The 23,428-nt window shown below is 66.4% G+C and carries 19 protein-coding genes; 2 read left to right on the top strand and 17 right to left on the bottom strand.

Annotation, left to right across the window (positions count from 1 at the left end):
• Nucleotides 1–1,109, top strand: a 1,109-nt coding sequence (locus RHODMAR_RS00215) for a hypothetical protein (RefSeq protein WP_157225914.1), incomplete at its 5' end; no start/stop codon positions are given.
• 214 nt (nt 1,110–1,323) lie between these two features.
• Here the strand turns inward: RHODMAR_RS00215 and RHODMAR_RS00210 are convergent.
• From RHODMAR_RS00210 to RHODMAR_RS00140, 15 genes are all read right to left on the bottom strand, one after another.
• Nucleotides 1,324–1,947: a DUF4913 domain-containing protein gene (locus tag RHODMAR_RS00210; RefSeq protein ID WP_008709960.1), complete on the bottom strand. Its 624-nt coding sequence runs from the start codon at nt 1,945–1,947 to the stop codon at nt 1,324–1,326.
• Nucleotides 1,944–3,791, bottom strand: a complete 1,848-nt coding sequence (locus RHODMAR_RS00205) for a type IV secretory system conjugative DNA transfer family protein (RefSeq protein ID WP_008709959.1) — start codon at nt 3,789–3,791, stop codon at nt 1,944–1,946. Before RHODMAR_RS00205 ends, RHODMAR_RS00210 begins: the two co-directional genes overlap by 4 nt.
• Nucleotides 3,788–4,567 carry a hypothetical protein gene (locus tag RHODMAR_RS00200; RefSeq protein ID WP_008709958.1) on the bottom strand — a complete coding sequence of 260 codons (780 nt, stop codon included), beginning with the start codon at nt 4,565–4,567 and terminating at the stop codon, nt 3,788–3,790. The genes RHODMAR_RS00205 and RHODMAR_RS00200 overlap by 4 nt, the downstream gene beginning before the upstream one ends.
• On the bottom strand, nt 4,564–6,054 hold the full coding sequence (locus RHODMAR_RS00195; RefSeq protein ID WP_008709957.1) for a putative ATP/GTP-binding protein: 1,491 nt from the start codon (nt 6,052–6,054) through the stop codon (nt 4,564–4,566). Before RHODMAR_RS00195 ends, RHODMAR_RS00200 begins: the two co-directional genes overlap by 4 nt.
• Before the next feature lie 14 nt (nt 6,055–6,068).
• Entirely contained in the window at nt 6,069–7,655 is a 1,587-nt protein-coding gene (locus RHODMAR_RS00190; RefSeq protein WP_008709956.1) for an SCO6880 family protein, read from the bottom strand.
• Nucleotides 7,656–7,658: 3 nt separating this feature from the next.
• Nucleotides 7,659–9,833 (bottom strand): hypothetical protein, encoded by a 2,175-nt coding sequence (locus tag RHODMAR_RS00185; protein ID WP_008709955.1) that lies wholly within the window; start codon nt 9,831–9,833, stop codon nt 7,659–7,661.
• Between the two features lie 8 nt (nt 9,834–9,841).
• Complete coding sequence (locus RHODMAR_RS00180; protein WP_008709954.1) at nt 9,842–10,576, bottom strand: hypothetical protein; 735 nt, start codon at nt 10,574–10,576, stop codon at nt 9,842–9,844.
• A gap of 68 nt (nt 10,577–10,644) precedes the next feature.
• Nucleotides 10,645–11,058 carry a hypothetical protein gene (locus RHODMAR_RS00175; protein WP_008709953.1) on the bottom strand — a complete coding sequence of 138 codons (414 nt, stop codon included), beginning with the start codon at nt 11,056–11,058 and terminating at the stop codon, nt 10,645–10,647.
• A 58-nt stretch (nt 11,059–11,116) separates the two neighbouring features.
• A complete protein-coding gene (locus RHODMAR_RS00170) occupies nt 11,117–11,713 on the bottom strand; it encodes a hypothetical protein (RefSeq protein ID WP_008709952.1) in 597 nt (198 codons plus the stop codon).
• Nucleotides 11,710–13,401, bottom strand: coding sequence for a peptidoglycan DD-metalloendopeptidase family protein (locus RHODMAR_RS00165; RefSeq protein WP_008709951.1), 1,692 nt, complete (start codon nt 13,399–13,401; stop codon nt 11,710–11,712). The genes RHODMAR_RS00170 and RHODMAR_RS00165 overlap by 4 nt, the downstream gene beginning before the upstream one ends.
• A gap of 145 nt (nt 13,402–13,546) precedes the next feature.
• Nucleotides 13,547–15,619, bottom strand: a complete 2,073-nt coding sequence (locus RHODMAR_RS00160) for a cutinase family protein (protein WP_008709950.1) — start codon at nt 15,617–15,619, stop codon at nt 13,547–13,549.
• A gap of 40 nt (nt 15,620–15,659) precedes the next feature.
• Nucleotides 15,660–16,949: a MinD/ParA family ATP-binding protein gene (locus RHODMAR_RS00155; protein ID WP_008709949.1), complete on the bottom strand. Its 1,290-nt coding sequence runs from the start codon at nt 16,947–16,949 to the stop codon at nt 15,660–15,662.
• Nucleotides 16,949–17,605 (bottom strand): hypothetical protein, encoded by a 657-nt coding sequence (locus RHODMAR_RS00150; protein ID WP_008709948.1) that lies wholly within the window; start codon nt 17,603–17,605, stop codon nt 16,949–16,951. The genes RHODMAR_RS00155 and RHODMAR_RS00150 overlap by 1 nt, the downstream gene beginning before the upstream one ends.
• Nucleotides 17,606–17,679: 74 nt before the next feature.
• Complete coding sequence (locus RHODMAR_RS28565; protein ID WP_198289363.1) at nt 17,680–18,273, bottom strand: hypothetical protein; 594 nt, start codon at nt 18,271–18,273, stop codon at nt 17,680–17,682.
• 48 nt (nt 18,274–18,321) lie between these two features.
• Nucleotides 18,322–19,602, bottom strand: coding sequence for a hypothetical protein (locus RHODMAR_RS00140; RefSeq protein WP_008709946.1), 1,281 nt, complete (start codon nt 19,600–19,602; stop codon nt 18,322–18,324).
• 1,188 nt (nt 19,603–20,790) lie between these two features.
• Here RHODMAR_RS00140 and RHODMAR_RS00135 point away from each other — a divergent pair.
• Entirely contained in the window at nt 20,791–21,243 is a 453-nt protein-coding gene (locus tag RHODMAR_RS00135) for a helix-turn-helix transcriptional regulator (protein WP_008709945.1), read from the top strand.
• 95 nt (nt 21,244–21,338) lie between these two features.
• On the opposite strand, the gene RHODMAR_RS00130 is transcribed toward RHODMAR_RS00135, so the two are convergent.
• Nucleotides 21,339–22,343, bottom strand: coding sequence for a GAF domain-containing protein (locus tag RHODMAR_RS00130; RefSeq protein ID WP_008709943.1), 1,005 nt, complete (start codon nt 22,341–22,343; stop codon nt 21,339–21,341).
• Between the two features lie 54 nt (nt 22,344–22,397).
• Entirely contained in the window at nt 22,398–23,213 is an 816-nt protein-coding gene (locus RHODMAR_RS00125; protein WP_008709940.1) for an SDR family NAD(P)-dependent oxidoreductase, read from the bottom strand.
• Between the last annotated feature and the right edge of the window lie 215 nt (nt 23,214–23,428).

Here is a 23,428-nt window from a genome sequence, read left to right as displayed (position 1 = left end):
CGCACATGCCCGAGGGCTCCACCCTCGCCGACGCACTCAAGGAGACCACCAGTAAGTCGGCCGGTTATCGAACGCTCGAAAAGACATCGGCACAGATCGGGGCCTACATCGACGGGATCGAAGCGATGGAGCCCAGTCTCATGCGCGACCTCTGTACCGGACTCCGGGCCGACGAGGCGCAGACATCGTTCATGATGGGCCTCACCGGGGCGTCCGGAAGTAAAGCGACGGAAGCTGGTACAGACGCTATCTACGCGCGACTCCGGGAAGCCCGCGAGCCGGACATCATCGAGCCCGAGGGACCAACCTTCAGTGTCTCTATTTTCGGTTTTGGCGGTCCGCCGCGGGTCATCGCGGCGATGTTCATTGCGATGGTGCTGGTGCTGGCCGTAGCGCTGGCGCAGTACACATGGACTGAACTAGGGTCCTCTCGCACCGCCGCCTCGGCACCCGGCCCGGGGCTTTACGACCCCGGCCTCGGTAACGTCGCTTTGGTCGCGTTTCCGAGGGAGGGCGACGATCCCGCGACGGATCCGTTCACGGTGGACGACATCGGCTTCTCGGTCATCGCCGACCAGGACGATGAAGCTCCTGTCCTCAATCTTCAGGTCGACGCCAGTGCGAACCTCACCCAGGACGGACACGAGGGCGGCATCGTTCCAATCCGCATCATCTTTCACGCGCCACCAGCATCGGCGACGGCAGTTGAAGAGAACCCAGGGCTCCCACCGATCGAACTCAGCGCCAATGTGGAGGTCTTTCAGAGGAAGCCGGGCGACCCTCCGCAGACGGTCTATGCCCTTGAGGCCGACCGTGACGTGGAGAGGATCTGGGACCTGCCGACCAAAAAAGGGTGGTGGGTCTCGCCAGTAGTCGAGAACTCGGGGCCCATCCAGCCGTGGAAGTTCGGCGCCAACATGAAGGTCGGCTGGGCGCACGGAGACACCGTCGCAGAAGCCGGGACGGAACTGGGTATCCGAACGTATCTGCTTCCGTGTGGCCTCAGTGAACTTAAGATTGAAGCGAGTCTTCACATGCGTAACGCCCCGCTCATGGACAGTGCTATTCGTCGAATTAACGTCTCGGTCGACAAGAAGTGCGCGACCTGACGCTCGGAGCGAGCGGACAATCCGAGTTCTCTCGCCTGAACCGGAACCACTCACCCTGACCACCGACTACACGCCGGGCGGGTTGACGTGTAATCGGTGGTCGGGCTCGGCAGACCCACAGTGATCGTGCACCGACCCTGCCGTATCCGGGCGGGATGTACGGACGAGTGGCCGATCGAGCGATGTAGGTCCGCAGCTTCATAAGGGGATGAGGTCAGGTGTAAGGAACCCAGGCACCCATGCGGGCGTTGAAGGTCCATTCGATGCCCTCGAAGCTCACGGGGCTGTCGGGGTCGGCGGGGTCGAGCGGTTCGGCGAGGCCGGAGTCGATGGCCATGTCCATGTCGTCGGCGGGGATGGTGCGCACTTCCTCGGCCGCGGTGACGTCGACGACCGGTGCCGGCGGGGCTGGTGATGGTTCGGGGCGGGCGTCGACGTCGGCGTCGACGAACTCCTCGATGCCGGCGAGCGTGGCCGGCGGCGACGGCCGGTGCGCACACCGATCGTGGGTGCAACTGTCGAAGTCCGAGATGTCACGGACACGCGCCATGAGCGGCCGGAACCACTGGGTGTGCCAGGCGGTGAGGTCGTCCCGGTACTCGTCACCGCGGTAGTAGGCATCGGTCCATGCCGCCATCAGGGCGCTCAGTTCCTCGACGACGGGATCGTGGCGGTACCAGCACGGCGGGATCTTGGTGCCGAGCTCGTAGCGCTCGCGCAGCCACGTGGTCCAGTCGATCAGCTCCGACCACAGGGCCCGCGCCTGCTCGGCATCGAGGTAGCGCCAGGTGAACCGCGACGGCACCAATTCTTCCTGCTCTGCCCCCGGTGCGGTCACGATAGCGTCGTCCCGTCACTGACCTTGTCGAGCACCACCGCGCCGGACCGGACCTTGGTACAAGGCGCGGTGCCCGATGCCACGATCTCGTCGAACACCTTCTGCGAGCGCAGCACCGCGGCACGTGATGGTTTTTCGTCCCACACCGTCGGTAGATGCACCAGGATCGGCGGCGCGGTCCGGTAGATCAACAGACCCTGGTCGGGGTCCATCTGGCGGATCTGCGCCGGCGACATCACCGGTACCTCTCGCAGCGTCGGGCCGGACTGGGCGTTGCCGGAGGGCTGCCACTCGTATCGGTCGCCGAGCATCTTCGAGATCGCTTGCAGCTCGTCGCCTTTGAGGCCGGGAAGGATCAGGCGGGCGGGGGAGTTGTCGGCGAACATCTTGCCGGCGACCGCGCCCCAGCGGAGCTTGTTCTGCTCTTCGTTGTGGGCGTAGGCGTGGATGGTGATGCCGCGGCCGCCCGAGTCCGACATGAGATCCGGCAGTCCGGGAATCGGGGCGACGTTGTTGACTTCGTCGAGCTCGAATCGGATCGGGGGATCGAAGCGGCCACCGGGCAGGGACTGTGAGTGGCGGTCGGCTAGGTAGTGCACTTCGCTGGCCAGGGCTGCGATGAATGGTGCCGCAGAATTGTCTTTGCCCTTGGACACCAGATACAGCGTGTCCGTGCCGGATCGAATGAACTCGTCGATGTCGAACGACTCGCGCATCGGGACGTCGACGGCTCTAAGCAGTGCGGGGGAGGCGAGCGGGGCGAGGAGTCTGCTGGCCGCGCCGATCATGTCGTCGGAGGAGTCCGATCCGGAGTCGAGGATTTGGCCGAGTTCGGCTTCCCAGCCGGGCATCGTCCGCATGAGGATCTCGCGTGGTTCGCGGCCTTTACGCGAGTTCACCCACACGCGCAGCGTGGCCAGGTTCGCGCCGCTGATCGCGGCCGCGTGCAGGTAGCAGCGCAGCAGAACCACTGCTTTGTCTTCCCAGTAGCCGCCGTTCTTGGTGTCTCCCATAGGCATTGCCGACACCAAGCTCTGTGCGCGGCGGATGGCCACGTCCGGATCCTGGCATCCGGAGAGGATCGACCAGCGGATCGGGTCGGGCCATCCGGTGATGTTGTCCGGATCGAAGATCGATACTCGGCCGAGCGCGGCGCGGTGCTCGTACGTCGCCGAGATCAGGTCCACTTTCGTCGAGGTCACCAGCAGTGCACCGGGTGCGTCCATGCAGCGCTGATACGCCACGCGCCAGGTCTTGCCCGAGCCGGTGACGCCCTCGACGAGCATGCAGTCGTTCTGTTTGATGTAGACGACCCTGTCGGGGTCGACCATGTTGCGGCCCAACGCGATCGCGACCTCGCTCGCGTCCAGCTTCGAGGCCCGCGTGCCCTTCAACGAGGAACGGGTGGCGACGGCAGCGGTGCGGACACTCTTCTCGTCGATGCCTGCCCGGGCGAGCTCATGTCGGCCGGCGAAACCACGTTGCGCCTGACCGCGGTGGTGCTGCCAGTCGTCGATCTCGGAGCTGATCCACAGGGCCACGGCGGTATACAGCGCACCGAGCACCAGAATGCACACCCAGGTCACCCACGCCGGACCCGGCTGCGCGGTCGCCGGCCACGCGGCCGCGGGGTCCGACGGGTTCGTGGCCAACCCGCGGAAGATCGAGAACAGCTCACCGAAGCTGGTGGGCATCGCGATCACCGTGCCCGAGACCAGCGAGGAGACCATGCCGCCGCCGGCGACAGCGAACACCAGACCCACGATCAGAGCGGCACCGACCCAGACCTCGGACGGAACGAACGGATCGCTGGGCCTACGGGGAGGGGATTGCATCGCACTCATCGAACTGTCCTGTCGTCGGTAAAAGGGACACGGCGGGAGTAGCTTTCGAGCACGTGCAGCTCGGCGGCGAGACCGACGGCGCAGTCCGCGTCGGCGACCGGGTCGAGGGCGGCGAGGTTGGCTCGAAGTCGGGTGATCCGGATGTAGCGGGCCACCGCGGCGGCGTCGGTATCGGAGATCGGGGCGGGATGGGTGATCTCGTACCGCCCCTGGTCGGGGAGGTATGTCACGGTGGCCGGGCTCCGTTGGCCACTGCGCTCGGTGATCGAGCGGGCGAGGTCGTGCGCGAGGCGGTGCGCGAGGTCCGGTGCCCATTGTCCGAGCAGCAGTGTCGAGTTCGGCAGCGGGTCGGGCCGGGTCGAGAGCACGCGCACATCGACGCCGGCCTCCACTCCCACGCTGCCCTGCCACTGGATCGGCAGGGTGACCTCGTCGACGGCGGCACGCAGGTAGCCCGGTGCCGGTATCCGCGCTGTGCGGACGCCGGCGGTGTAGGCCGGGATGGTGGCGAGTGCGCAGGTGATCTCGCCGGGGGTGCCGGACACACAGACGTCGTCGTGTCCCTCGGCAGCGATGGTGACGGTGATCCCGGGGACACCGGCGTCGATGGCGGCGGCATGGCTGACGGCGAATCGTGTTGCGGCCGAAAGGGATACGAACCGCCTCTCCCCGCTCGCGCAGGTGTCGTCGTACCCGATCGGGGCCGGCGAGCTCACGTACACGTCGATGGTGCGGGAACGCCGGGCCGCTGACGGTGAGGGCGATGAGGTGCTCATGCTGGCTTGACTCCTTTGACGGCGGCGTCGGTGTCGGTGAGGGCGATCTCCTGCGGGGAGCGGACGTGTTCCATCAGGATCGGATCGGACGAGCCGATCTTGACCAGGCATTCGCCCTGTCCCAGGCCCATGATGATGTCGATGGACCCGGGCGGGAGGTGATACATCTCGGCTGTCTCGCGGGCGTCGTCGAAGCGTTCCTGCGCGAACAGGAACACGATTCCCGCTTCCTGCATCAGGGCACGGGCGGGGGAGTCGTGGGACATGTCGGAGGGGTGATGGAAGGCCGAGACGGTCGACAGGCCCAGTCCGCGGGAGAGTTTCATGTTCGACCGGAACACCGCGCCGGTCGATCCTTCGGCGACGTGCCAGCCTTCCTCGACGATGAGGATGGTCTGCTTGGACACCGACGAGCGTGCCGCGAGCAGGTTCGCCAGCCAGGTGTTGATCACGGTCATCACCACCCGCAGCGCAGGCCCTTCGGTCGGCAGCGCGGAGACGTCGAAGTGCGCGAACGGGTGCTCGAGCGCGGCGCGGACCTCCGGGGAGGTTTCTGCGTCGACGAGGCCCTTGAGGTCCCGGTCGACCAGACGCAGCAGGGCCAGGCCCGGCTCGTAGCCCCATTCGAGGGAGCGCTCGGACCAGCGGTCACCGAAGTACGTGCCGTCGTCGGTGGACGGCTCGACGAGGCGGCGGGCGAGATCCTTGAGTACCGGTGCGCGACCGGTGGCGGCGGCGTCGGCGTTGACCAGCTCCAACGCTCGGCCGACGGCGCTCTTCTCCGGGGTGGTCAGCGGGCGTTCCATCGTGTCGGCGAGGACGGCGAGCACGAGGGCTTCCTGACCGGCTGGGGTGACACCGTCGAGGCCGCCGGCGTGTTCACCGCCGGTGGTGATCGCCGGGTCGAGCAGGTTCAGTCTGGCGCCGCCGCCACCGGTTTTGAACCGGACCGATTCCACCTCGAGGGTGCGGGCGAAGACGGAGTACTCGCCTTCGCTGCCCTGGCGTTTCTTGTCGATGACCACCACCTGTCGGCCGAAGATGATCTGCCGCCACAGAAATGCGGTCTTGATCATCGAGGACTTGCCCTTGCCGATGTCCCCGACGACGCAGACGTTGATGTTGGAGATGTCGGTGCCGTAGAGCTCGAACGGATCGGTGATCACCAGATCCTGGGAGATCCGGTTCAGGCCGGTCACCGCTCCCTGGTGGCGGGCACTGCGGCGGCTGATGGCCAGGTTCAGCGCTTCGGACTGCCTGGTCGTGCTCCACGCGCCTTCGGAGCGGGGTTCGTACCAGCCGTAGCGGTCGAGGAGCGCGAACCGCCGAGGTGGCTTACGGCGGGCAATCCGCTTCGGGACCGCCTGCGCGGCCTCGAGGACGGCGTCGCCGAGTCGTTCGCGATCGCCGCCGAGCAACCGCGGGCGTACCGGTTGCTCGGTCGCGGCCGGTCGGGTGGACGGACGACGGGTGGTGTGTTGCGGCATCGAAATCTCCTGGGCTACTTGGTGTAGCGCGTCACGGCGAGACCGCGAGCGAAGGGCAGGGTGGTGAACAGGGCGACGTCGTGCGTGTCGTCCTGCCAGGTGATGGTTTTGATTGCCGATTCGTCGGCGGCTTCCTCCACGCGCATGCAGGCCCGCTCGAGGTCGTCTTCGTCGCGGCCGGTGACCGCGACCGCGAGGGAGTAGATGGTGCCGTGATGGCCCGAGCCCGGCATCAGATCGGTGCGTCGACGCCCGGACGCGGTGGCCATCACTTCGGCCGAGCCGTCGCCGGTGATGCCTTTGCGTGCGGCACTTTCCTGCGAGGCCCGGTCCTGGGTGAAGTCTTGGCTGGCCGCTTCCCGGGCGACGGCGTCGGGCACGAAATCGACTCGGACACTGACTGTTCGGATCGTCGGTGAGGGCGGGTTCTCGTCGTCGCCGATGTCGGGGGCGACCCCGGTCAGCAGCGGCGCAAGCCACAGCGGGCCCAGCGGAATGGGTTCGATACTCGCCGGCGGGAGGAACCCGACACGGGTGTGCCAGCGGCCGGACACCACCACCGAGTCGTGGCCACCGACGTAGGAGGGCCAGCAGTTCGACCACCGCGCCCCTTGGTGGCGATCGAGTGGGTTCGACGGGTCGACGAACGCGCGGATCAGCGCGCAGGTGCGCTGCTCACCGAGGACCTGGACGCGGCCCATGCCGGCGGCGACGAGTTTGCTCACAGCACGCATCGTCTCGTCGCGGATCACTTGGGCGACACCGCCTTCGAATCGGGCACCTTTCCCGCCTGCAGCCCGCGCGGCTTCGGCCTCGAAGTGGTCGGTCTGGGGGAATTTGAGCACCACGTACGCCCGGTGCTCTTCCGAGTGCGGCCGGATGGTGTCGATGAGGTCGCCGTAGGACTCCACCGGTGCCCGCAGACGCATGTCGCCGAGCTTTTCGACCTCCCGCTCGACCCAGTCCTCGTGCATGGTCAGATCCGCGGGAATGGAGCGGTGGATCAGCTGCACTCCGCGGATGAGCGAGGTCTTGCGGGCCATCGAGGCGCTGAACAGACCGAATTTCTCCGATGTCGTCGCCCAGGCCGCGTCGGTGCGCAGCCCCCCTGCCAGGCCCTGCACGGACAGTACGACCGTGTAATAGGCCCGCTCGCCGGGGTTGGCGGTGCGGACGATGAACATCTCGTCCAGGCCGGTGCCGGCGACGTCGAGCGGGGCGGTCCGCCCGAGCGGCACCGGGTACTCCCAGCCGGGGTCGAGCTCGGTGATCCCGTAGGCAGAGTCGTCGGCGTTGCGGTAGACGTGCTCCCCGCGCCGCATCCGCGACCAGTTCCGCAACCGGTGCAACTGCCGCGCCGCCAGGGAAGCGTCGCCGAATTCGTACGTCGAGGCGAACACCCCGACGTAGAACACGGCCACGAGCCCGACGGTCATCGCGCCGCCACCGGCCGCGAAGTAGTACACGATGCCGATGATCAGAGCGGCGGTCCAGGTGATGAGCACCGGTGCCGAGATCCCGGTCATGCCGCGGCGCGCGATCTCACCGCCCAGGATGGAGGTTCTCTGCTCGCTGTCGTGCTCGACGGTCTCGGTCGACATCGCTTACCCGCCTTCGGCTTCGGACGGTGCGGACTCGGCACTGGATTTGGCTTTGTTCATCGCCGCCGCTGCGGACTGCGCGGCGATCGGCACCGCCGCTGCCCCGGCCGAGGCGACCGTCGCGGCCGATCCCGTCGCGAGCTTTCCGCCGAGTCGGCCGGCCATTCCCATGGTCGAGCGCTTCGGTGTCGACGCCCCGCCCTTGTCGGCGCCGCCGCTGTGGGCGGCCGCGCTGGTGTGGCCGGGGGTGGAGTTGGTCGATGGCGTCGAATGCGTGGATCGGGTGGCCTTGTCGACGCCGTCGCCGGAGCGGGTCGAGCGCGGTGTGACGGTCGACCCGCCGCCACCACCTCCGCCGCTGCGGCTGCGGAACAGGGCCGAGCTGCCCACGCCTCCGATGACACCACCGGCGACGGAGCCACCGCCGCCGCCGAATCCTTCGGAGTCGGCTTTGGTCGGCAGGATCGGTGCCCACTTGAGCATCGCCCACGGTGCCAGGCCGACGACGACCATCGAGGCACCGACGAGCACGAGAGCGCCGAGCGAGGTGAGATCTCCCGAGCCGCCGCCGCCCGAGAGCAGAGCGTTGTTGGCCCCGGCGAGCACGATCGCGATGAGCAGGAACAGCATCGGCTTGCTGAGCACGATGCCGACGAACGTGAACAGTGGCCGCAGAGCTTTGGTCCGCCACGTCGGGTGCACCCACATGCCGTAGCCGATTCCGGCGACGCACGCGGTCAGCGGAAGCCCGATCTGGTGCATGAGCAGCCCCAGGTAGACCGACATCGCGCCGAGCAGCAGGATGCCGAAGAAGACCAGGCCGACGATCGAGCCGCCGACGACGGTGTCCTTGTTCAGCGTGCCCATCGTGGCGTAGATGTTCTGCACCATCTCGGTGATCGTGGAGCCGCTGAAACTGGCAATGCCCTCGGTGAGCACTGACGCGAACTCGATCACCAGTTGGGCCAGGGCGAGGGAGAACAGCATCATCACCACCCCGGCGGGCATGTAGCCGAAGACGTTGGCCACCAGCTCCGACGGTGAGCCCTTGTGCCGTGATCGCATGATCGCCAGCAGGACCGCCAGCGACATGACCATGATTCCCAGACCCGTCGATCCGGCGTAATAGGTCACGAACCATTGCTGGGTGGGATCGAAGTCGCCGGTCGAGGTCAACCCACGGAGCACGGCGTCGGTGAGGGAGAGGGCCCCGCTCTTGGTGGCGTTGACCCAGTCGTCGATGACGGTGGTCGGATCGGTGACGAAGTCGACGACGTCGTTCGCGGCCCCCGAGATCCAGGAGAATGCCTGCAGGTAGGCCTTGCCGAGCTTGTACTGCGGGGTGGCCGCGATGACTTTGCCGAGGGTGTCGTCCAGGCGTTCGGTGAACGAGGTGTTCTTGTCGATCCAGTTTGCGGTGCCGGCGAACAATCGTCCGATCGAGAGGTTCCAGTCCTGGCAGCGGCTCGCATCTGCCCGTTCGGCTTTCGAGCAGTCGACGAAGAAGGCGTGCATGCAGTACTGGTCGCCCGAGCCCTGCGAGCAGGGGTCCGACCAGGCGGCGTCGGGCACCTTGTCGGCACCGGGCAGTGCCTTGATCGCGGTCAGCGAGTCCGCGTCCGGGCTCTGCGCCCAGGCGAAGCCCCACGTTCCCCATTCCTTGGTGCCCCACCGGGCGAGGTCCTCGGCGCAGGTTCCGGTCGGTGGGTGAAAGCTGGTGTCCCCGGCCGGGAATACGGTCGGCAGAGCGTCGGCGGGTGGTTCGGTCCCGTCGGCGACGGCCTGACGGGTGATCTCGGCAGTGGCCTGGGCCTGCGGGTCGGAGCCGACTGCGCTCGCATCGCCGAGCATGACGGCTTTGTTCTCGTCCGATGCCGTCCAGTACAGGAGCCGGTTTTCGTTCGTGAGTGCTTGGGAGATATAGGTTCCCAGGTCGCCGCCGTGGTCTGCGCAGTTCCCCGTGAACCAGGGCCCGCTCCGAAATTCCTCGGTGCCGCCGATGAATTTCTTGAGATCGTCCGGGAAGTGCGCGGGCAGCCTCGATGCCGGTTGTTGGGCGGTGACCGCACCCGGTGCGGGGGCGGGAACGGCGGAAGGCTGGGCGAGCGCAACAGCGGGTGATCCGAACAGTGCCACCAGTGCGGCGGTGACCGCGATGAGAACGAGACGGCGAATCATGTTCTCTCCTAGTCGATGTAGAAGGTGTAGTACCCTGCGGTCAGTTGACCGCCGAGCGCGGAATCAGCGGCCGGGTAGGAGGCGTCCTCCGGTCGCGGGCCCTGGCGGTAGGACCAGTCCTTGGCCTTCCAGTCCCCGTCCTGCCAGATCAACGAGATGTCGGTGGTCGCCCACAGAGTGCTCACAGCGACGGTGCCGGTGTTGTTGATGTCGGACTGGGTGGTGGTCATCGACCACACCGAGATCTGCGCGGCGTCGGCGGAGAACGAGGACACGTGCACCGCGGCCGGCAGGGTGTTCATCACGTCGCTGCTCTCGTCCCGGTTGCTGCCGAGTTCGATCTCGCGGGCCAGTTCGGCACCGGGGTCGGCGGCGATCATCGTCGAGCGGACATCGTTCATGTCGATGCGGCCCTGGCTGGCCTGATCGAACGCCTGGAGCACGTTCACCGCGGCCGTCGATGCGCCTTGGGTGTCGCGGGTGTATCCGCTGGGGACACCGTTGTTCACCGTCGTGGGCCCGTGTACTGCGCGGATGGCATCGCTGCCGCCGGTCTCGTCGGAGCCGCCCGACAGACCGACCACGATCACCGAGACGACGGCGACGATCGCCAGTGCGATGGCACCGAGGACGATCCAACGCTTGGACCCGGACTTGCTGTCGGAGTGCTGATCACCGGAGACAGTGCCGGTGTTGGGGGAGCTGGGGGGTTCGGAACCGACATTGCGGTAGTCGATGGCCATGATGAGTGCTCAATTCTGCGGACAGTGCCGCGTCGGGGCAAAGAAAATGGAGGGTAGAGCCGGGTCGGCTACGCGCCGGGCTGGACGAGGAGCAGGACCGCGCCGACGATCGGAGAGACAGCGGCCACACCGCCCAAGATGATGAGGGAGAGCTTGAGATCCTCGCCCGCTTCGCTCAGATCGCTGGACATGTTGCGTTTACGCGCCTTCCGGGAGCTGAGGAACGAGGTCAGCACCCACAGGCCGGCGAGGGCGATGCTGGCTCCCCAGATCGCCGCGAGCAGGCGCTTCCACGTCTGGTTCAGAGCGGGCCCGAACAATCCGATATCCGGGTTGACCCCGTCGAACGGGTTGACCGCCTGAGCGGAGGCGACTCCGCCGGCCAGGACGGTCAGCGCGGCGGTGAGGGCGAGGACGCCGAGCACACGACGAGCTCGGCGTGCGGTGCGGGTCGTGGGTATGGTGACGGATTCTGTGTCCATCGGGGGTTCCTTTCCGAAACATGGTGTTCTGCAGTGCCAGCGGATAGATGAGGCGGAGCTATTTGTCTTGAATGCGGCTCACCTCCCAGCCGCCGGGGCCGCGCCGCAGGATCATCGCGACGACCCTCTCGCTCACCGGCACACCGTCGATGCGTTGGGTGACGCGGTAGGAGCGGTAGGCCGTCGAATCGGTCTGCGGGGGAACGGGTTCGTCGTCGGCGACGAGGTCGGGGGTCAGGACCGCGCCGTCGGCGGCCCAGTCCAGCCACTGCGCACCGGGACTCGATTGCGCTGTGGTGGAGGTGATCTCGCGCGCGTACTCGGAGGTGAGCAGCGGTGCGGTGCGGGCTGCGGCATCGTTGGGTCCGGCGTCGACGGCGGTGTTCCAGGTGAACCAGACCGTCAACGCCGCGGTGGCCACCGAGTCCGGATCCTGCCGGTCCACCCCTGCAGCGATGTCGGGCAGCGTGGTCGCGGCCGGAGGCGGGGTACGGGTGGGATCGCTGCCGCTCGGTGGAGGCGTACCCGGTGTCCACTGCTGCGCCGGGATCGACGGGACGTCACTGCCGTTGTCGGTGCTTTCATCACCGCAGGCAGTGAGAATTGTTGCAGCGGTCAGGATTATGGCCACGGCGGTACGTCTGTTGGTTTTCATCCGAATCTCCGTGCTGTCAGTCCACTCGCGGGCGGGGTCCAGTCCGATACCTTCACCACGTCGCCGGACTGCGGGGCCTCGACGACCTTGTTTCCGCCGAGCCAGATGAAGATGTGGCCCGAGTGGGGTTGGATGATGTCGCCGGGTGCGAGCTCGCCGGGGGTGGCGATCACGCGGCCGCGGCTGTCGGCGATCTGCGCCGAATCCTGGTGGGGGAGCACGATCGCGCCGCCGGAGGCTTGTGCGACGGCGTAGAGGACCAGTCCGGAGCAGTCGAAGCCGACCTTGTCGAAGTCGCCGATCATGTCCGCGCGGCCGCCGCCGTCGCTGACCCCGCGGGTGGGACCGTTGCGGTCGCCTCCGCCCCAGGCGTAGGTGGTGCCGAGCCAGCGCATCGCGGCCGCGACGACGTTCTGCCCGAAGGGGCCACCGGGGACGATGCCCGGTGTGGCCTGGGGGACGGCGACGGAGAACGCTTCTGCTGCGCGGCGGGGAATCTTTGCGACGTAGTCGAGGGTTTCGGCGTTCTGGCACACCCGGCCCTGCGAGAGGGTCGCGCCGGGGCCGCAGTTGTACATCGACAGGTACAGCTCGGTCAGGTCGCCGCTGACCTTGCCGGCGGCGAGGGAGTCCTTGGCGATGCCGGCCAGCTCGCAGTCGTAGGCGGCTTGGCTCATCACCGCGTCGGCGATGCTGCGGGTGTCCTTGCGGCCGTCTCCATCACCGTCGACGCCTTTCGCCGCCCACGTGGCAGGCATGAACTGTGCCGGTCCGTCCGCGCCCGATCCTGCGTTGTGGGCGTTGACGTCGAAGCCGCCCTCTTGTTCGAGCTGCGCGGCGACGACCGGAGCAGTGACCTCAGCGCACACGGTGCCGGCCTTGACGATCCACGGCTCGAAGTCCGCCGGCACCGACCCCGGTCGCAGCCCGGTCGACCCGGCCGGGACTCCGCAGCCGGGTTTGATCGCGGCGGCGAGTTTCACCGATCGACTCGATACACCGCTGGTGCTGGTGGTCGGGATCGCGGCGGAGGTGCCGGCCGGTCCCGCCGCGAGAACGTCCGCGCTCGCGGTTGGGGCGGTGGCACCGGCGGCGGCGAGCCAGGCCACGGGATCGACCGGGCTCGATCCGGACGCGAGACGAGTCCCGGGCCAGACCTCGAAATGCAGGTGCGGCCCGGTGGACTGTCCGGCGTTGCCGACGGCACCGATCGGGTCACCGGCTTTGACGGTCTGGCCAGCGGTGACCCCGACGCCGTCGTCGTTCATGTGGCCGTAGACCGTCGAGAGCGACTGTCCGTCGACGGTGGTGTCGATGATGATCCAGTTGCCGAACCCGCTGGCGTGTTCGGCCTTGACGACCGTGCCGTCGGTCGCCGCGTAGATCGGGGTCCCGATTGGGGCGGAATAGTCCTGGCCCTGGTGTCCCTCGGCCTCGCCGGTCACCGGGTTCGTGCGGGCACCGAAACCGCTCGTGGCTTGGTATGTGCCCTCACTCAGCGGCATCACCACCGTGCCCGAGTGCGGAGCCACCACGGCCGCGCCGGCAGGCAGGCACGTGCCTTCGTCGACCGGCGGTGTGCGATCGCCCGAGAGGACACCGAACATGCCGATCGCAGCGACGGCGGCGATCAGCAACAGGCTCAGTGCGCCCGCACTGCCCTTGGTGCCCTGCTGTGATGCTGCCATCGGTGCATGTCCTCACGAATCGAAAAGATGATCAGTGCCCGCCCGGACACCTGTGGTGGTACGCGTAGTTCGTTTGTGGTGCTGTAGTTTTCGGCTGCTCTGCGTCATGCCCGCCCGGCTGCAGAGCCCGATCGGTGGCCGCCGGTCAGCCCCCGATCTTCTGGGTGAAGAAGTCGATGAGCCATTGCAGTGCGCTGCGGCCGGTGGAGTCGACCTTGAAGTCGCCATAGGACTGGTGCGCACCGGAGGCGAAGAACGTCGCGGCGTCGATACCGGCACCGACCAGCTCGGCGGCATCGCCTGCACTCGGTGACGAGGCCAGTGAGATGAGACTGCCTGCCAGACCGGCGAAATCGCCGGTGGAGGCTTGCTGGCCGATCGCGGCGGACTGTCCGGTGACCTGGGTCTGCGCGCCGAGCTGGTCGGGGCTGGTCTTGGAGGATCCGGTGAGCACTCCGACCGCGACCGAGGCGAGGTCGAGCCCGATGGGTAGCAGTTCGGCGGCGGCCGCGAGGTTGCCGGTTTCGAGGATCTTCCACGCGACTTCCTGGATCGCGCCGACATCGTTGGCCAGGCGGATCACGTCGACGTTGCCGAGCAAGCTCAGCACCAGGGAGGCGATCTGCGCCGATCCGCTGGGGTCGGGGATCATCGCCACCAATGCTGCGAGGGTGTGCAGGTCCACTCCTGCGGCCATTTTCACGATCGGTTCGAACTGGTTGTTGAGGTCCCCGGCGATCTTGTGCGATCCCGCGACGTCGAGTGCGGCGACCTTCTGCGGCAGCGCGATCAGGTTGTCGACGATGCCTTGGTAGTCCAGGCTCGTGAAGCCGGTCGCGACGTTGACGACCTGGTTGACCACGGTCTTCGGCTTGAGCAGCGAGAGCACCTGCGTTGCCGAGGTCAGCGCGTCCGGGGACACGGACTGCAGCGGTGCGACCTGCCCGCTGAGCGTTGCGGCCGTATCGGTCAGGCCTGCGGTGGTGCCGGTGCCGCCCAGCACCGATGATGCGGTGTCGGCGATCGAGGTCGCGGTGCTGAGCACTGCGGGAATGTCGATCTGGTCGAGTGCGTCGAGAACCGTGGACGTCTTCGCTTCCGGGGATCCTTCCGGTGCGGTGTCGAGGGTCGAGCGGATGCCGGGGTTCGCGGCGATCACCGATTGCACGTCGGCGACCGGTTCGAGGGTGTTGAGCAGCGATGTCGCCGAGGCCCCGACGCTGGCGACCTGTGACTGAGTGCGGTTGGTTCCCACCGAGTCGGGCAGGGTGGCCACCCGCTCCCCGAGAGTCGATGCGGTGTTCGCGGCGCCCGCCAGATCGACGCGGGAGAAGTCAGAGACCAGCGACGACGAGAAATCGCTGACCCCTCCGGCCTGTGTCGGCGTCGTGCCGGGCTGTGTCTCGGCACCGGTGACGCCGCCCTGCGCGGTCGTCGACGGAACCGCGGTATTCGACGCTGCTGGGGTCGACCCGGTTCCGGCCTGTTCGCCCGGGTCGACGGGCTTGTTCGCCAGGACCTTGCCCAGGCCCGCGAGCAGACCGTCCTTGCCGGCGTTCGTCGAGCAGTACAGGTCCGTGGGATTGCAGAGCTGCCTGACCACCGGGGCGAGAGAGCCGAAGCCTTCGGGCCGGACCCCGCCGATGCCCTGACCGTCGATCTTCGGCCCGACGACGGTGCCGCCGGCGGTGCCCTGGTGCGGATCGGCGACCAGACCGACGCCGAGAATCCGGGCCGCGGGAACGACGCCGCGACCGTTGCCGATCTCGGCGGCGATGTCGCCGGCGGCGTCCGCGCCTTGGGAGTAGCCCGAGAGCAGGAACTTCGACGTCGCGCATGCCGAGGTGAGGATGTTGTTGATGGCGCTCTTGCCGGTTTCCTTGCTGTCGGCGTAGGTGCGGCCCTTGTCGAACGCCGACGCCGCGTACGCCGGGTAGTAGACCTCGATATCGTTGCCGTACTTCTGTTTCAGGGCGTTGCCGACGGTGGCGAGCATCCCGACCGGGGCGGTCGGGTTCGCGGCGGCGTTGGTCTCCCACGTTCCCGGGGCCATGATCGCGACGTACTTCGCGCACGAGGTCGCCGCCGTCGCTGCCGGTGCGGCGTGTGCGGGGACGGTGCCCGCGGCCAGGACCACCGCGGAGACGACGACGGTCAGCGCCGACAGTGTCCGGCGTTGTCGTCGCCGCGGGGTGGTGTGCGTTCTCTGGCCGGTCATGGTGTTTCTCCTCGTGTGCGTCGAGCGGGGTGGGGACGGGTCAGGCTCCGCGACGGTCGCGGCTGCGCCGCTCCCACTGCGAGAGCTGTGGGGGTGGTGCGCTGTCGGGCTGGCGGTTCACCGGCTGCGGGGAATACGGATCGGTGAATTGGTAGGCGACGCCGGCTCGTGCCGCGGCGATGTTGTCGGCGACCAGGGCGGTGACGTTGGTGTAGGCCTCGATCGTGGCGGGCGGGAGGCCCCTGTAGACGATCCGATCGCCGCGGGCGAGAGCTGATTCGTACGGGGCCTGAATGAAATTGCTTTCCTGGACACCGAGATTGCGCAGGTCCTCGAAGACCGCCGACGCCAACTGCGGGTTGGAATCCGGTGTTGCACAGGTCACGACGATCGTCGACGCCAGCAAGTGTCCGTAGCCGCGGGCGATGATGCCCTCGAGCATCTGATAGACCTGCCGGGCGATGTCGAGGCGTAGCGGGAGCGGAACGACCAGGGCATCGGAATGCTGCACGGCCCACTGCCAGCTCTCGGCCAAGGGATTGGCGGCGGTGTCGATGACGATCAGGTCCCGGTGTCGGCGCAGCACTGCCATCACCGCGGCGCATTCGTCCCACCCCAGGTTGCGCTCACGGTCGGCCGAATTATCTGCTGCGAGAATGTCTTCCATCGTCGGTTGACGCCGCAGGAACGCAGTGAGCGATCCCGACACCGCCGACGAGGACGCCAGCTCGTGTGCATGGTCGAGCAGATCCCACACCGTGAGCTCCGGATCGGTGGTGCGGGCGGCGCGATCGCCGAGACTGCCGAGTGATTCGCTCGCGTCGAAGACCGTCACCCCGTGGCCACGGTGCTTGCCGAACGTCGAACCGAGCATCACCGATGTCGGAGTTTTGCCCGCTCCGCCCTTCGGATTGATGACCGAGACCACCGAGCATCCAGGAAGTGGCTGCTGCACAACGCGAATCGACTGACGCAGTCTGACTTCGGCCGATGTGGGCTTGGGCTTGAGATGAGTTCCCAGGGCGGCGTTGATCCGGCCCCGCAGGCCTGCTTCGGCGGGCTCGGCGGTCGGGTCTTCTTCCTGGCGGTCGAACAGTCGTGCGCGGTAGAACGCTGAGGGGTCGACATCGGGTGTCTCGACCGCGGCCAGTGCGTCCTGCCCGACCCCGTACGGGTCCGGTGCGGTGTCGTCGGCCGACTCCTCTACAGGCTGTTCGTCCGGTTCGGATTCGGGTCGGCGCAGGCGCTGAGCGCGGAGGTTGACGGTGTCCTCGGCTTCGTAGCCCGCGACGGGGTTGTCGTCGTCCGGGCGCGGGTGCTGTTCGGCCATCAGCCGACCTCCGCTTGATCGTCGACGAGCAGATCGGAGAGCCGGATGGCCTGCCACGGACGGTGCCCGGGAACCTCGCACCACACGGTGGCCGGGTTCTCGTCGTCGATGTCGAGGCGTTCGAGGTGCACTCCGTATCGCGCGGCGAGAGCGGCGAGCCGCGCGCCGTCGAGGTGCGGGTTGGAGATATGCAGTATCAGCCGGATCGCGGGGGCGTCGAGCTCTTCGCGTAGCTTGCCGGCGAGAAAGGCTGCCTTGCCGGCCGCCGAGTCGTCGGCCGAGGTCTGATCGCCCTGCCGGAACACCGCGTCCTTAGCGTGAAATGTTCCGTACCAGGCTGTTTCGTCACCGTCGCCGACCACGGCGAAGCTGCCGCGCTCATCGCCTGCGGCGTAGAGCTCGACCAGTGGTGCGGCCGACGCCGCAGAGGCGACCGCGTCGGTGACCTGCTCGGCTTCGTTGGCGCGCAATCCGTCGTAGTCGAGGTCGAGCTGCTTGTAGAGCTCTCGTTTGATCTTTTGCCACATCGACCAGTCGGTCAGCCCCGATTTTTCGGCCCAGGCGCGGATCTCGCTCGCGGTCGACGCCTCGAGGGTCTCGCGTGCCTGTCGTACTGCGGTGGCGGCCTCGGCCCATTCGCTCGCTGCATCGCTCATGTCCTGGCGTTCCTTTCGTGGTGGCTGTTCGCCGCGGTGCTGCGGCGATCTCGCGCTGTGGCGGCGGTGGGTGATCACGCTTGCTCGATGGCGGCGATGACGTAGCGACCGTCGACCTGATCGGTGGTGATCCGCTGGCGGTACTGCGTCCCAGGCCCGTTCGGGCCACTCTCGGTCAGGGTGAGGGTGTAGGAACCGGTGCGCAGCGGGTCGATATCGAGGCAGTAGGTGGTGCCGGCCGGCGCGGTGGCGATACCTGCGTCGAGGTTCGCTTCGACGGTGAACGGGGCACTCGCCGGGGCGTTCGGTGAGACCAGAGCGTGCGCGGCCGCGCCCGATCTCTGGACGTAGTAGGCGTGCTCGAACGCGGCAATGACCCCGGGGCCGCTGTTCTGATCACCGGTCGGCATTGAGCAATCCGGCCCGGCGGCAACAGTTGTCGGCGCGACCGAGGAAGAGACGGTCGTATCGGTGGCTGTCGTGTCCGGCTCGGAGTCGCCACCGCTGAACAACACAGCGGCGGCGACCGCCACGGACACCACAGCAGCCCCGGCTGCCGCGACCGCGCGTCGGCGCGATCGCGGCACACGGGGAGAGCTCGACGGCACCCCTGATCGTGCTGGACCGGTGGCACTGGCAATCGGAGATGTCGTCGAACGGCGAATCATTTGGATATGTCCTTCCTGGCTGGTTCAACTAGCTGGCTGTAGGGCGATTCAGGCGGGTGCGAACGCCGCCTGTAAGCCGCCGAGAGCGGCAGTGGCCTGATCGACCAGAGGAGCTGCAGCCGCCTGCACCGTCTCGACGGTCTGCGCCACCTGCGGCTGTTCGAGGGCCTTCGAGGTGAAGCCCTGCACTGCCGAGGCCGCCGGTGCGGTCCACACCGACGCATCGCTGACGGCCTTGTCGACGATCGGAGCCGCGTTCTGAACGGCTGTGTCGGCCGCCGCGAGCACCTGGCGGCCGTTCGGGTCGGACGCGAGAGTGTCGCGAACCTGCCCGACGGGTCCGGGGAGATCGACGGTTGCGGCAGGAGGGATCGTCGGGACGCTGTCGGCCGCCGGGGGAACAACCGCCGGGGCAGGGGCCGGCTCTTCGATGATCTGCTGCTCGCCGCCGAGAACGGTGGCACAGAGGATGCCGCCGATGACAGCGCCAGCACCGGTCAGGCCCAGCACGATCGGTGCCGACAGTGTTGCGCCGACGCCGGCTCCCGCGAGTGCTGCCGCTCCAGGGATGAAGACCCAACCCACTGGTCCTCCCCAGACGACAGCACCGGTGCCTGTGGAGGCGGCGACACCGAGTCCGCCGCCGATAGCGGCTGCGGTTCCGGTGATCACCGCGGCCGGGACCACCGATGCCGCGAGACCGGTCGCTCCGCCTGCGATGACGCCGGTCGCGGTACCCGCTGCGATGCGGTCGGCACGGGGAGAATCGGCGAACCCGTTGTCCACGAGCCAGTTTCCGCCATCCGCCTGCACAGCCTGCAACGTGTTGTTGATTCGAGTGAGCAGATTCTGGTCGACGATCTTGGTATCGACCGGCACCAACGTGCCGCCGGCGATGAACGTTCCGGGCGGTGCCTCGATCGGTGCAATGACCCTGCGCTGCACCGTCGGGACCGGCGGCGGGGGCGGCGGAGTCGCCTGCAACGCCGGGGGAGCGTCGCTCGGAGCGGCCTGCGGCGCGGGAGTGGGCTCGTAGTAGGTGTTCTGGTAATTCGAGGACTGCTGATTACCGGCCAGGTAGTCGTCGTAGCTACGTGACGGGGTTTGCTGCACCCGAGGTGAGGGCTGGTAGCCGTCCAAATACACGCGCGGTTCCGGCGCTGGAGGCGGCAGGGTGGCCGGTGCCGTCTGCGGTGTGCTCGTGACCCCCGGTTGTGATCCTCGAGGACTGGTCACTCCCGGCTGCGATGGTGCAGCCTGAGCAGGAGCGGCCTGCATGGTCAGGCCGGCGATCGTCACCGCGGCCACGGCGGGCAGCGATGTGATCACCCGCCCTCGCTTCTTTGATGAGCGGTGGTGTCCTGTGTCCTGTGGTGCTGGCATTGGTGTCGATCCCTTCCTGGTGCGACCCGGCGATCGGGTCGTGCTGGTGAATGCGATTGCGGAGCAACCGTTCTGGCGACAATTGGTTTTAGGTAAGTCGGTCGACAGAAGTGGATGGGTGCGTGCGATCCATAGGTTGTGGGCCAGTCGCACGCACCCATCACGTGCTAGAGGCTCAGAGCCAGCCGAAGGCAACCGACCAAAACCATGGCTGCTGGAAAATCCACATCGGGTATCGGAATCCTTTCTGTGCGAACGGGTGTGAGTCCGAGGTGTGATGTCCCGGCGGGGCCGCGCAGCGCTGAACATGATGAAATGCGCTCACTGCGCGACCCTCGCGCCGGTCCACCGGTCCACCGGTCGAGCTGCAGGGCGCGCGGGGGAGCTCCTGCAGCGCACGAGTGGGACTATCAGCGACAGCCCACTCGGGTCGGGTTGCAGTCCGAACTGCCAGGCCTACGGCTTGCGGGTAAGAATGGACCGCTCATTACAGGAACTGGATGGACCCCACTCGGCTAGCAGGGCTCCGTCGTCACCGATGTATTGGTGGCGACCGGAATGCTCGTGGTCGAGCGAGCACGCAATCAAGTCACCATGTGTCCGATTTACGACGATTGATGCGCAGAACTGATTCAGTGAGAGGAGATTTGGTGCTATTGCATCCCGTGCGGCACTCACTTCGATTTGCCCCCGTAACCGAGGCGAAAGCGGCGATGTCGGGTGAATGCACCTGCCGTCGCACCCCGTCCGTGATGGCCCAACGCTGAACTTCGAGCGTGGTAAATGCTGGTTTCAGTCGTCGACGGCAACTGCGATGCGGCAAGGGCGAGCGACGCGAACATGTAGAACTCCCGACAGGAATGATCGGACGGACCCTGTGAACAGACCGACCTGATGTCCCGCGCTACAAGCAGTGCCGAGATAGACAAGCACCGAGGATTCCCTTTTGGGCGCGCATCAGGACTGTAGAACAGGTTAGGTGCACCGCGCAATCGGTTCAGCTTCGCGGAACTCGACTCGTATTGGCGCATGAGTGCAACAATAGCGCGCAACTATAAAACGCACAAGAGTTCATGGGCATCGTCGATCGAGGAAGATGGGACTGTCTTGAAGGGTCGACAGGGAGTTGGGATAGTGCCGCGAAGCGGAGTTCGTGGGTTTCGCGCCGACCGGTTGCGGGAGCTACGGGTACGTGCGGGGTTCAGTGCTGACGACCTCGCGGCGAAAGTGGGCGCGACCAGACAGGCAGTATCGACCTGGGAGACGGGGCGCTCAACGCCACCGCCTGCGACGCTTGGTCGGATCGCGAACGCCCTGCATACGTCGGTCGCGGCGCTGGTTCCGATCCCGGAGTCTCAGCTCAAATTGTCCGACTTGAGGGTGCACGCCGCGCTGTCCCAGGGTGACGCTGCGCAGCTGCTCGGGATGTCGACCACCGTTCTCGCCGACATCGAACGTGGGCGCAAGCCCGAGAACGAGGAGCGCATCGAGTCGTTTTCCAAAGCGTATGGCGTATCGACTCGGACGGTGGCGGCTGCGTGGAGTCGAACGCGTGATGCCCGCACGACACGCGCGCGGTCCTTGTAGACAACGCAACTATTAAACGCACTTCCAGCGTTCGCGCGTCAACTGCACTCAGTCCGCAATGGGCTGTGTGGATCCGTATGGATCCGCGAACTTATTTACTCCTCGGACAATTCGGTCAGAGTGACGAGTGCGGCCGTAGTGTGCTGATTGAGCGAGACTAATACCGCGTCGATCGTCATCGGTTTCCAATTTCCGTCGAGAGTTCGGAAGCGAAGCACACCGTGGGTGCGTTCGCGTGCGAGTGCGTTCGACATTCGTTTCGCAATTGGAACGTCGTCCGGATGAATCGCCGGTACCGGTTCGTCAGGAAGGTTTTCCCAGCAGATATTCGGTGCGGGGTCAGAGTTGTACCAGCGCAACAAGTTGAGTGTTCTGAGGTTGACCAGTGCGCGGTACTCGCCCTCCTTGGTCGAAGCCTCCAGAACGCGATGTTCGAGAATCGTAGGTGGGGGAGCGATATTGATGTCCCCTGCGGGGCCGATGTCGTGGGTGATACCCCTCAAGATAACTTCGGTGCCCGAAACCCCGTCTTCGGCAATCATCCGGCACGAGAAGTGCGCTGCTCGAAGTTCACCGTCGTCCCGCCTCACGGTCCAAACCGCCTGATGAGTGGTGCCCGGGGCTGATTGCACGATCTTGGCCATCGCTTCGCTCTCGTCGCGGTTGGTGACCAGTCGGGTGAACGCTCCGGCGAGTGCACGCTGGGTCTCTCGCTCGTCTTGCGGAACGCGGTAAAGGTCGAGTAGATCGCCGCTCCCGCTTGCCGTGCTCTTGGTGAGGTTGAACTGCCACGCCCCAGCGGCGTCTCGTCGAGGTGGAGTCTCGTCGCGCTGGCCGAGCCACACCCACACACCATGTGTGCGACCCGCGAAGGTTCGCAGTGGTTCGGCCAGTACCCGCCTGTAGCGGTCTTTGCACAGCCGATCCACCACGGCTCCTGTGGAAAGCGCCTCCGCTACCGCGGTCAGTGCCTCGTTGCGGCTGCCAGAGCTGCGGAGAACATTACGAGGTGAGACAAAGGACTTGGGCGAAGACCCAACTCCGATGACCGACGGCTCTTCGTCTCCGAACGTCTCTATCAGGATCCAGCTATTCGACATAGTTGACCGACCCCCGCAGGTCTGTTGAGTGGATTGTCTATAGGTTTCGGATTGTCAGAGTCGCCGCAGTGCTTGGAGCGCAGGCAGTAGATGTTGGTAATGAGGTCCGAGCACGCGCGCGGTCACGTCGACGAGGCGTGCGTCGTTGCCCACCGTCACCTGTGATTTTCCCTTCCACGCACCCGCAATGATCTTTTGGGCGGCCACTTTAGGGGTGGTTCGGGCTATGCGGCTGTCGAAAAAATCGGCAGTCCGCGCACGATCGACGCCGGGTGCGGCCCTCGCGGTCCGTGCGATTGACGTTTTGAGTCCACCAGGGATCACACATGTCGCACGCGCGGTCCGTGACGCTAGGCGCAATTCTTGGTTCAGGGCCTCGGTGAAGCCGCGAACGGCAAATTTGGAAGAGTTGTACGCCGAATAGCCGGGTGCGGACATGACCCCAAATGCGGACGACACGTTGATGATTCGACCTCGATGTGACTTCAAGATATCAGGTAGAAAGGCGCGAGAGCTGTTGACGACGCTCTCGAAGTTGGTCGCCATCACCAGATCGAAGTCAGCTGGGGGAGTGTTGATGACATCGCCGCTATAGAGAACGCCTGCGACGTTGAAGACTGCATCGATACCGCCCAATGCTGAGCGAGAAGTTGCTGCCCACGAACTGATTTCGGCCCGGTTGGCCACGTCGACTTGAGTCGCGCGCGCGACTGCGTTCATAGCAGCACATCGGGACTGTGTGTCCAGCAGTGCATCATAATTGTAGTCCGCGAGAGCAAGTGACCAGTTCTGGCCCGCGAGCTGCAACGCAATTTCACGGCCGACTCCAGAACCTGCGCCGGTGACCGCCGCTCTCCATTCCCCTGGCATCTAACCTCGCCTCCCACAACTCGCTGCCCTTGGTAACTAGGCACAGTAACGAACGGTCGACAGCCGCGCTAGCAACCAGCTGGTCTGTATTTCTGTTTGTATCTAGTGGCTCGGAGGCTTTCAAACGGGCATGCTCTAGGTGTGAATCTGACTTTGTCGCAGGAAGTCTCGCCGCCGGATCCTGCACGACGGTCGGTTTTGGTCAACGTCTAAAA

Source organism: Rhodococcus sp. AW25M09, assembly GCF_000333955.1.
Classification (GTDB): Bacteria; Actinomycetota; Actinomycetes; order Mycobacteriales; family Mycobacteriaceae; genus Rhodococcoides.
The sequence above is the reverse complement of the archived record's forward strand: the minus strand, read 5'-3'. Positions and strand labels throughout refer to the sequence as shown.

Excerpts from the sequence above, each read along its gene's own strand:
- RHODMAR_RS00205 (WP_008709959.1), bottom strand. The coding sequence starts at position 3,791 with ATGAGTGCGATGCAATCCCCTCCCCGTAGGCCCAGCGATCCGTTCGTT.
- RHODMAR_RS00200 (WP_008709958.1), bottom strand. The coding sequence starts at position 4,567 with ATGAGCACCTCATCGCCCTCACCGTCAGCGGCCCGGCGTTCCCGCACC.
- RHODMAR_RS00195 (WP_008709957.1), bottom strand. The coding sequence starts at position 6,054 with ATGCCGCAACACACCACCCGTCGTCCGTCCACCCGACCGGCCGCGACC.
- RHODMAR_RS00190 (WP_008709956.1), bottom strand. The coding sequence starts at position 7,655 with ATGTCGACCGAGACCGTCGAGCACGACAGCGAGCAGAGAACCTCCATC.
- RHODMAR_RS00185 (WP_008709955.1), bottom strand. The coding sequence starts at position 9,833 with ATGATTCGCCGTCTCGTTCTCATCGCGGTCACCGCCGCACTGGTGGCA.
- RHODMAR_RS00180 (WP_008709954.1), bottom strand. The coding sequence starts at position 10,576 with ATGGCCATCGACTACCGCAATGTCGGTTCCGAACCCCCCAGCTCCCCC.
- RHODMAR_RS00175 (WP_008709953.1), bottom strand. The coding sequence starts at position 11,058 with ATGGACACAGAATCCGTCACCATACCCACGACCCGCACCGCACGCCGA.
- RHODMAR_RS00170 (WP_008709952.1), bottom strand. The coding sequence starts at position 11,713 with ATGAAAACCAACAGACGTACCGCCGTGGCCATAATCCTGACCGCTGCA.
- RHODMAR_RS00165 (WP_008709951.1), bottom strand. The coding sequence starts at position 13,401 with ATGGCAGCATCACAGCAGGGCACCAAGGGCAGTGCGGGCGCACTGAGC.
- RHODMAR_RS00160 (WP_008709950.1), bottom strand. The coding sequence starts at position 15,619 with ATGACCGGCCAGAGAACGCACACCACCCCGCGGCGACGACAACGCCGG.
- RHODMAR_RS00155 (WP_008709949.1), bottom strand. The coding sequence starts at position 16,949 with ATGGCCGAACAGCACCCGCGCCCGGACGACGACAACCCCGTCGCGGGC.
- RHODMAR_RS00150 (WP_008709948.1), bottom strand. The coding sequence starts at position 17,605 with ATGAGCGATGCAGCGAGCGAATGGGCCGAGGCCGCCACCGCAGTACGA.
- RHODMAR_RS28565 (WP_198289363.1), bottom strand. The coding sequence starts at position 18,273 with ATGATTCGCCGTTCGACGACATCTCCGATTGCCAGTGCCACCGGTCCA.
- RHODMAR_RS00130 (WP_008709943.1), bottom strand. The coding sequence starts at position 22,343 with ATGTCGAATAGCTGGATCCTGATAGAGACGTTCGGAGACGAAGAGCCG.
- RHODMAR_RS00125 (WP_008709940.1), bottom strand. The coding sequence starts at position 23,213 with ATGCCAGGGGAATGGAGAGCGGCGGTCACCGGCGCAGGTTCTGGAGTC.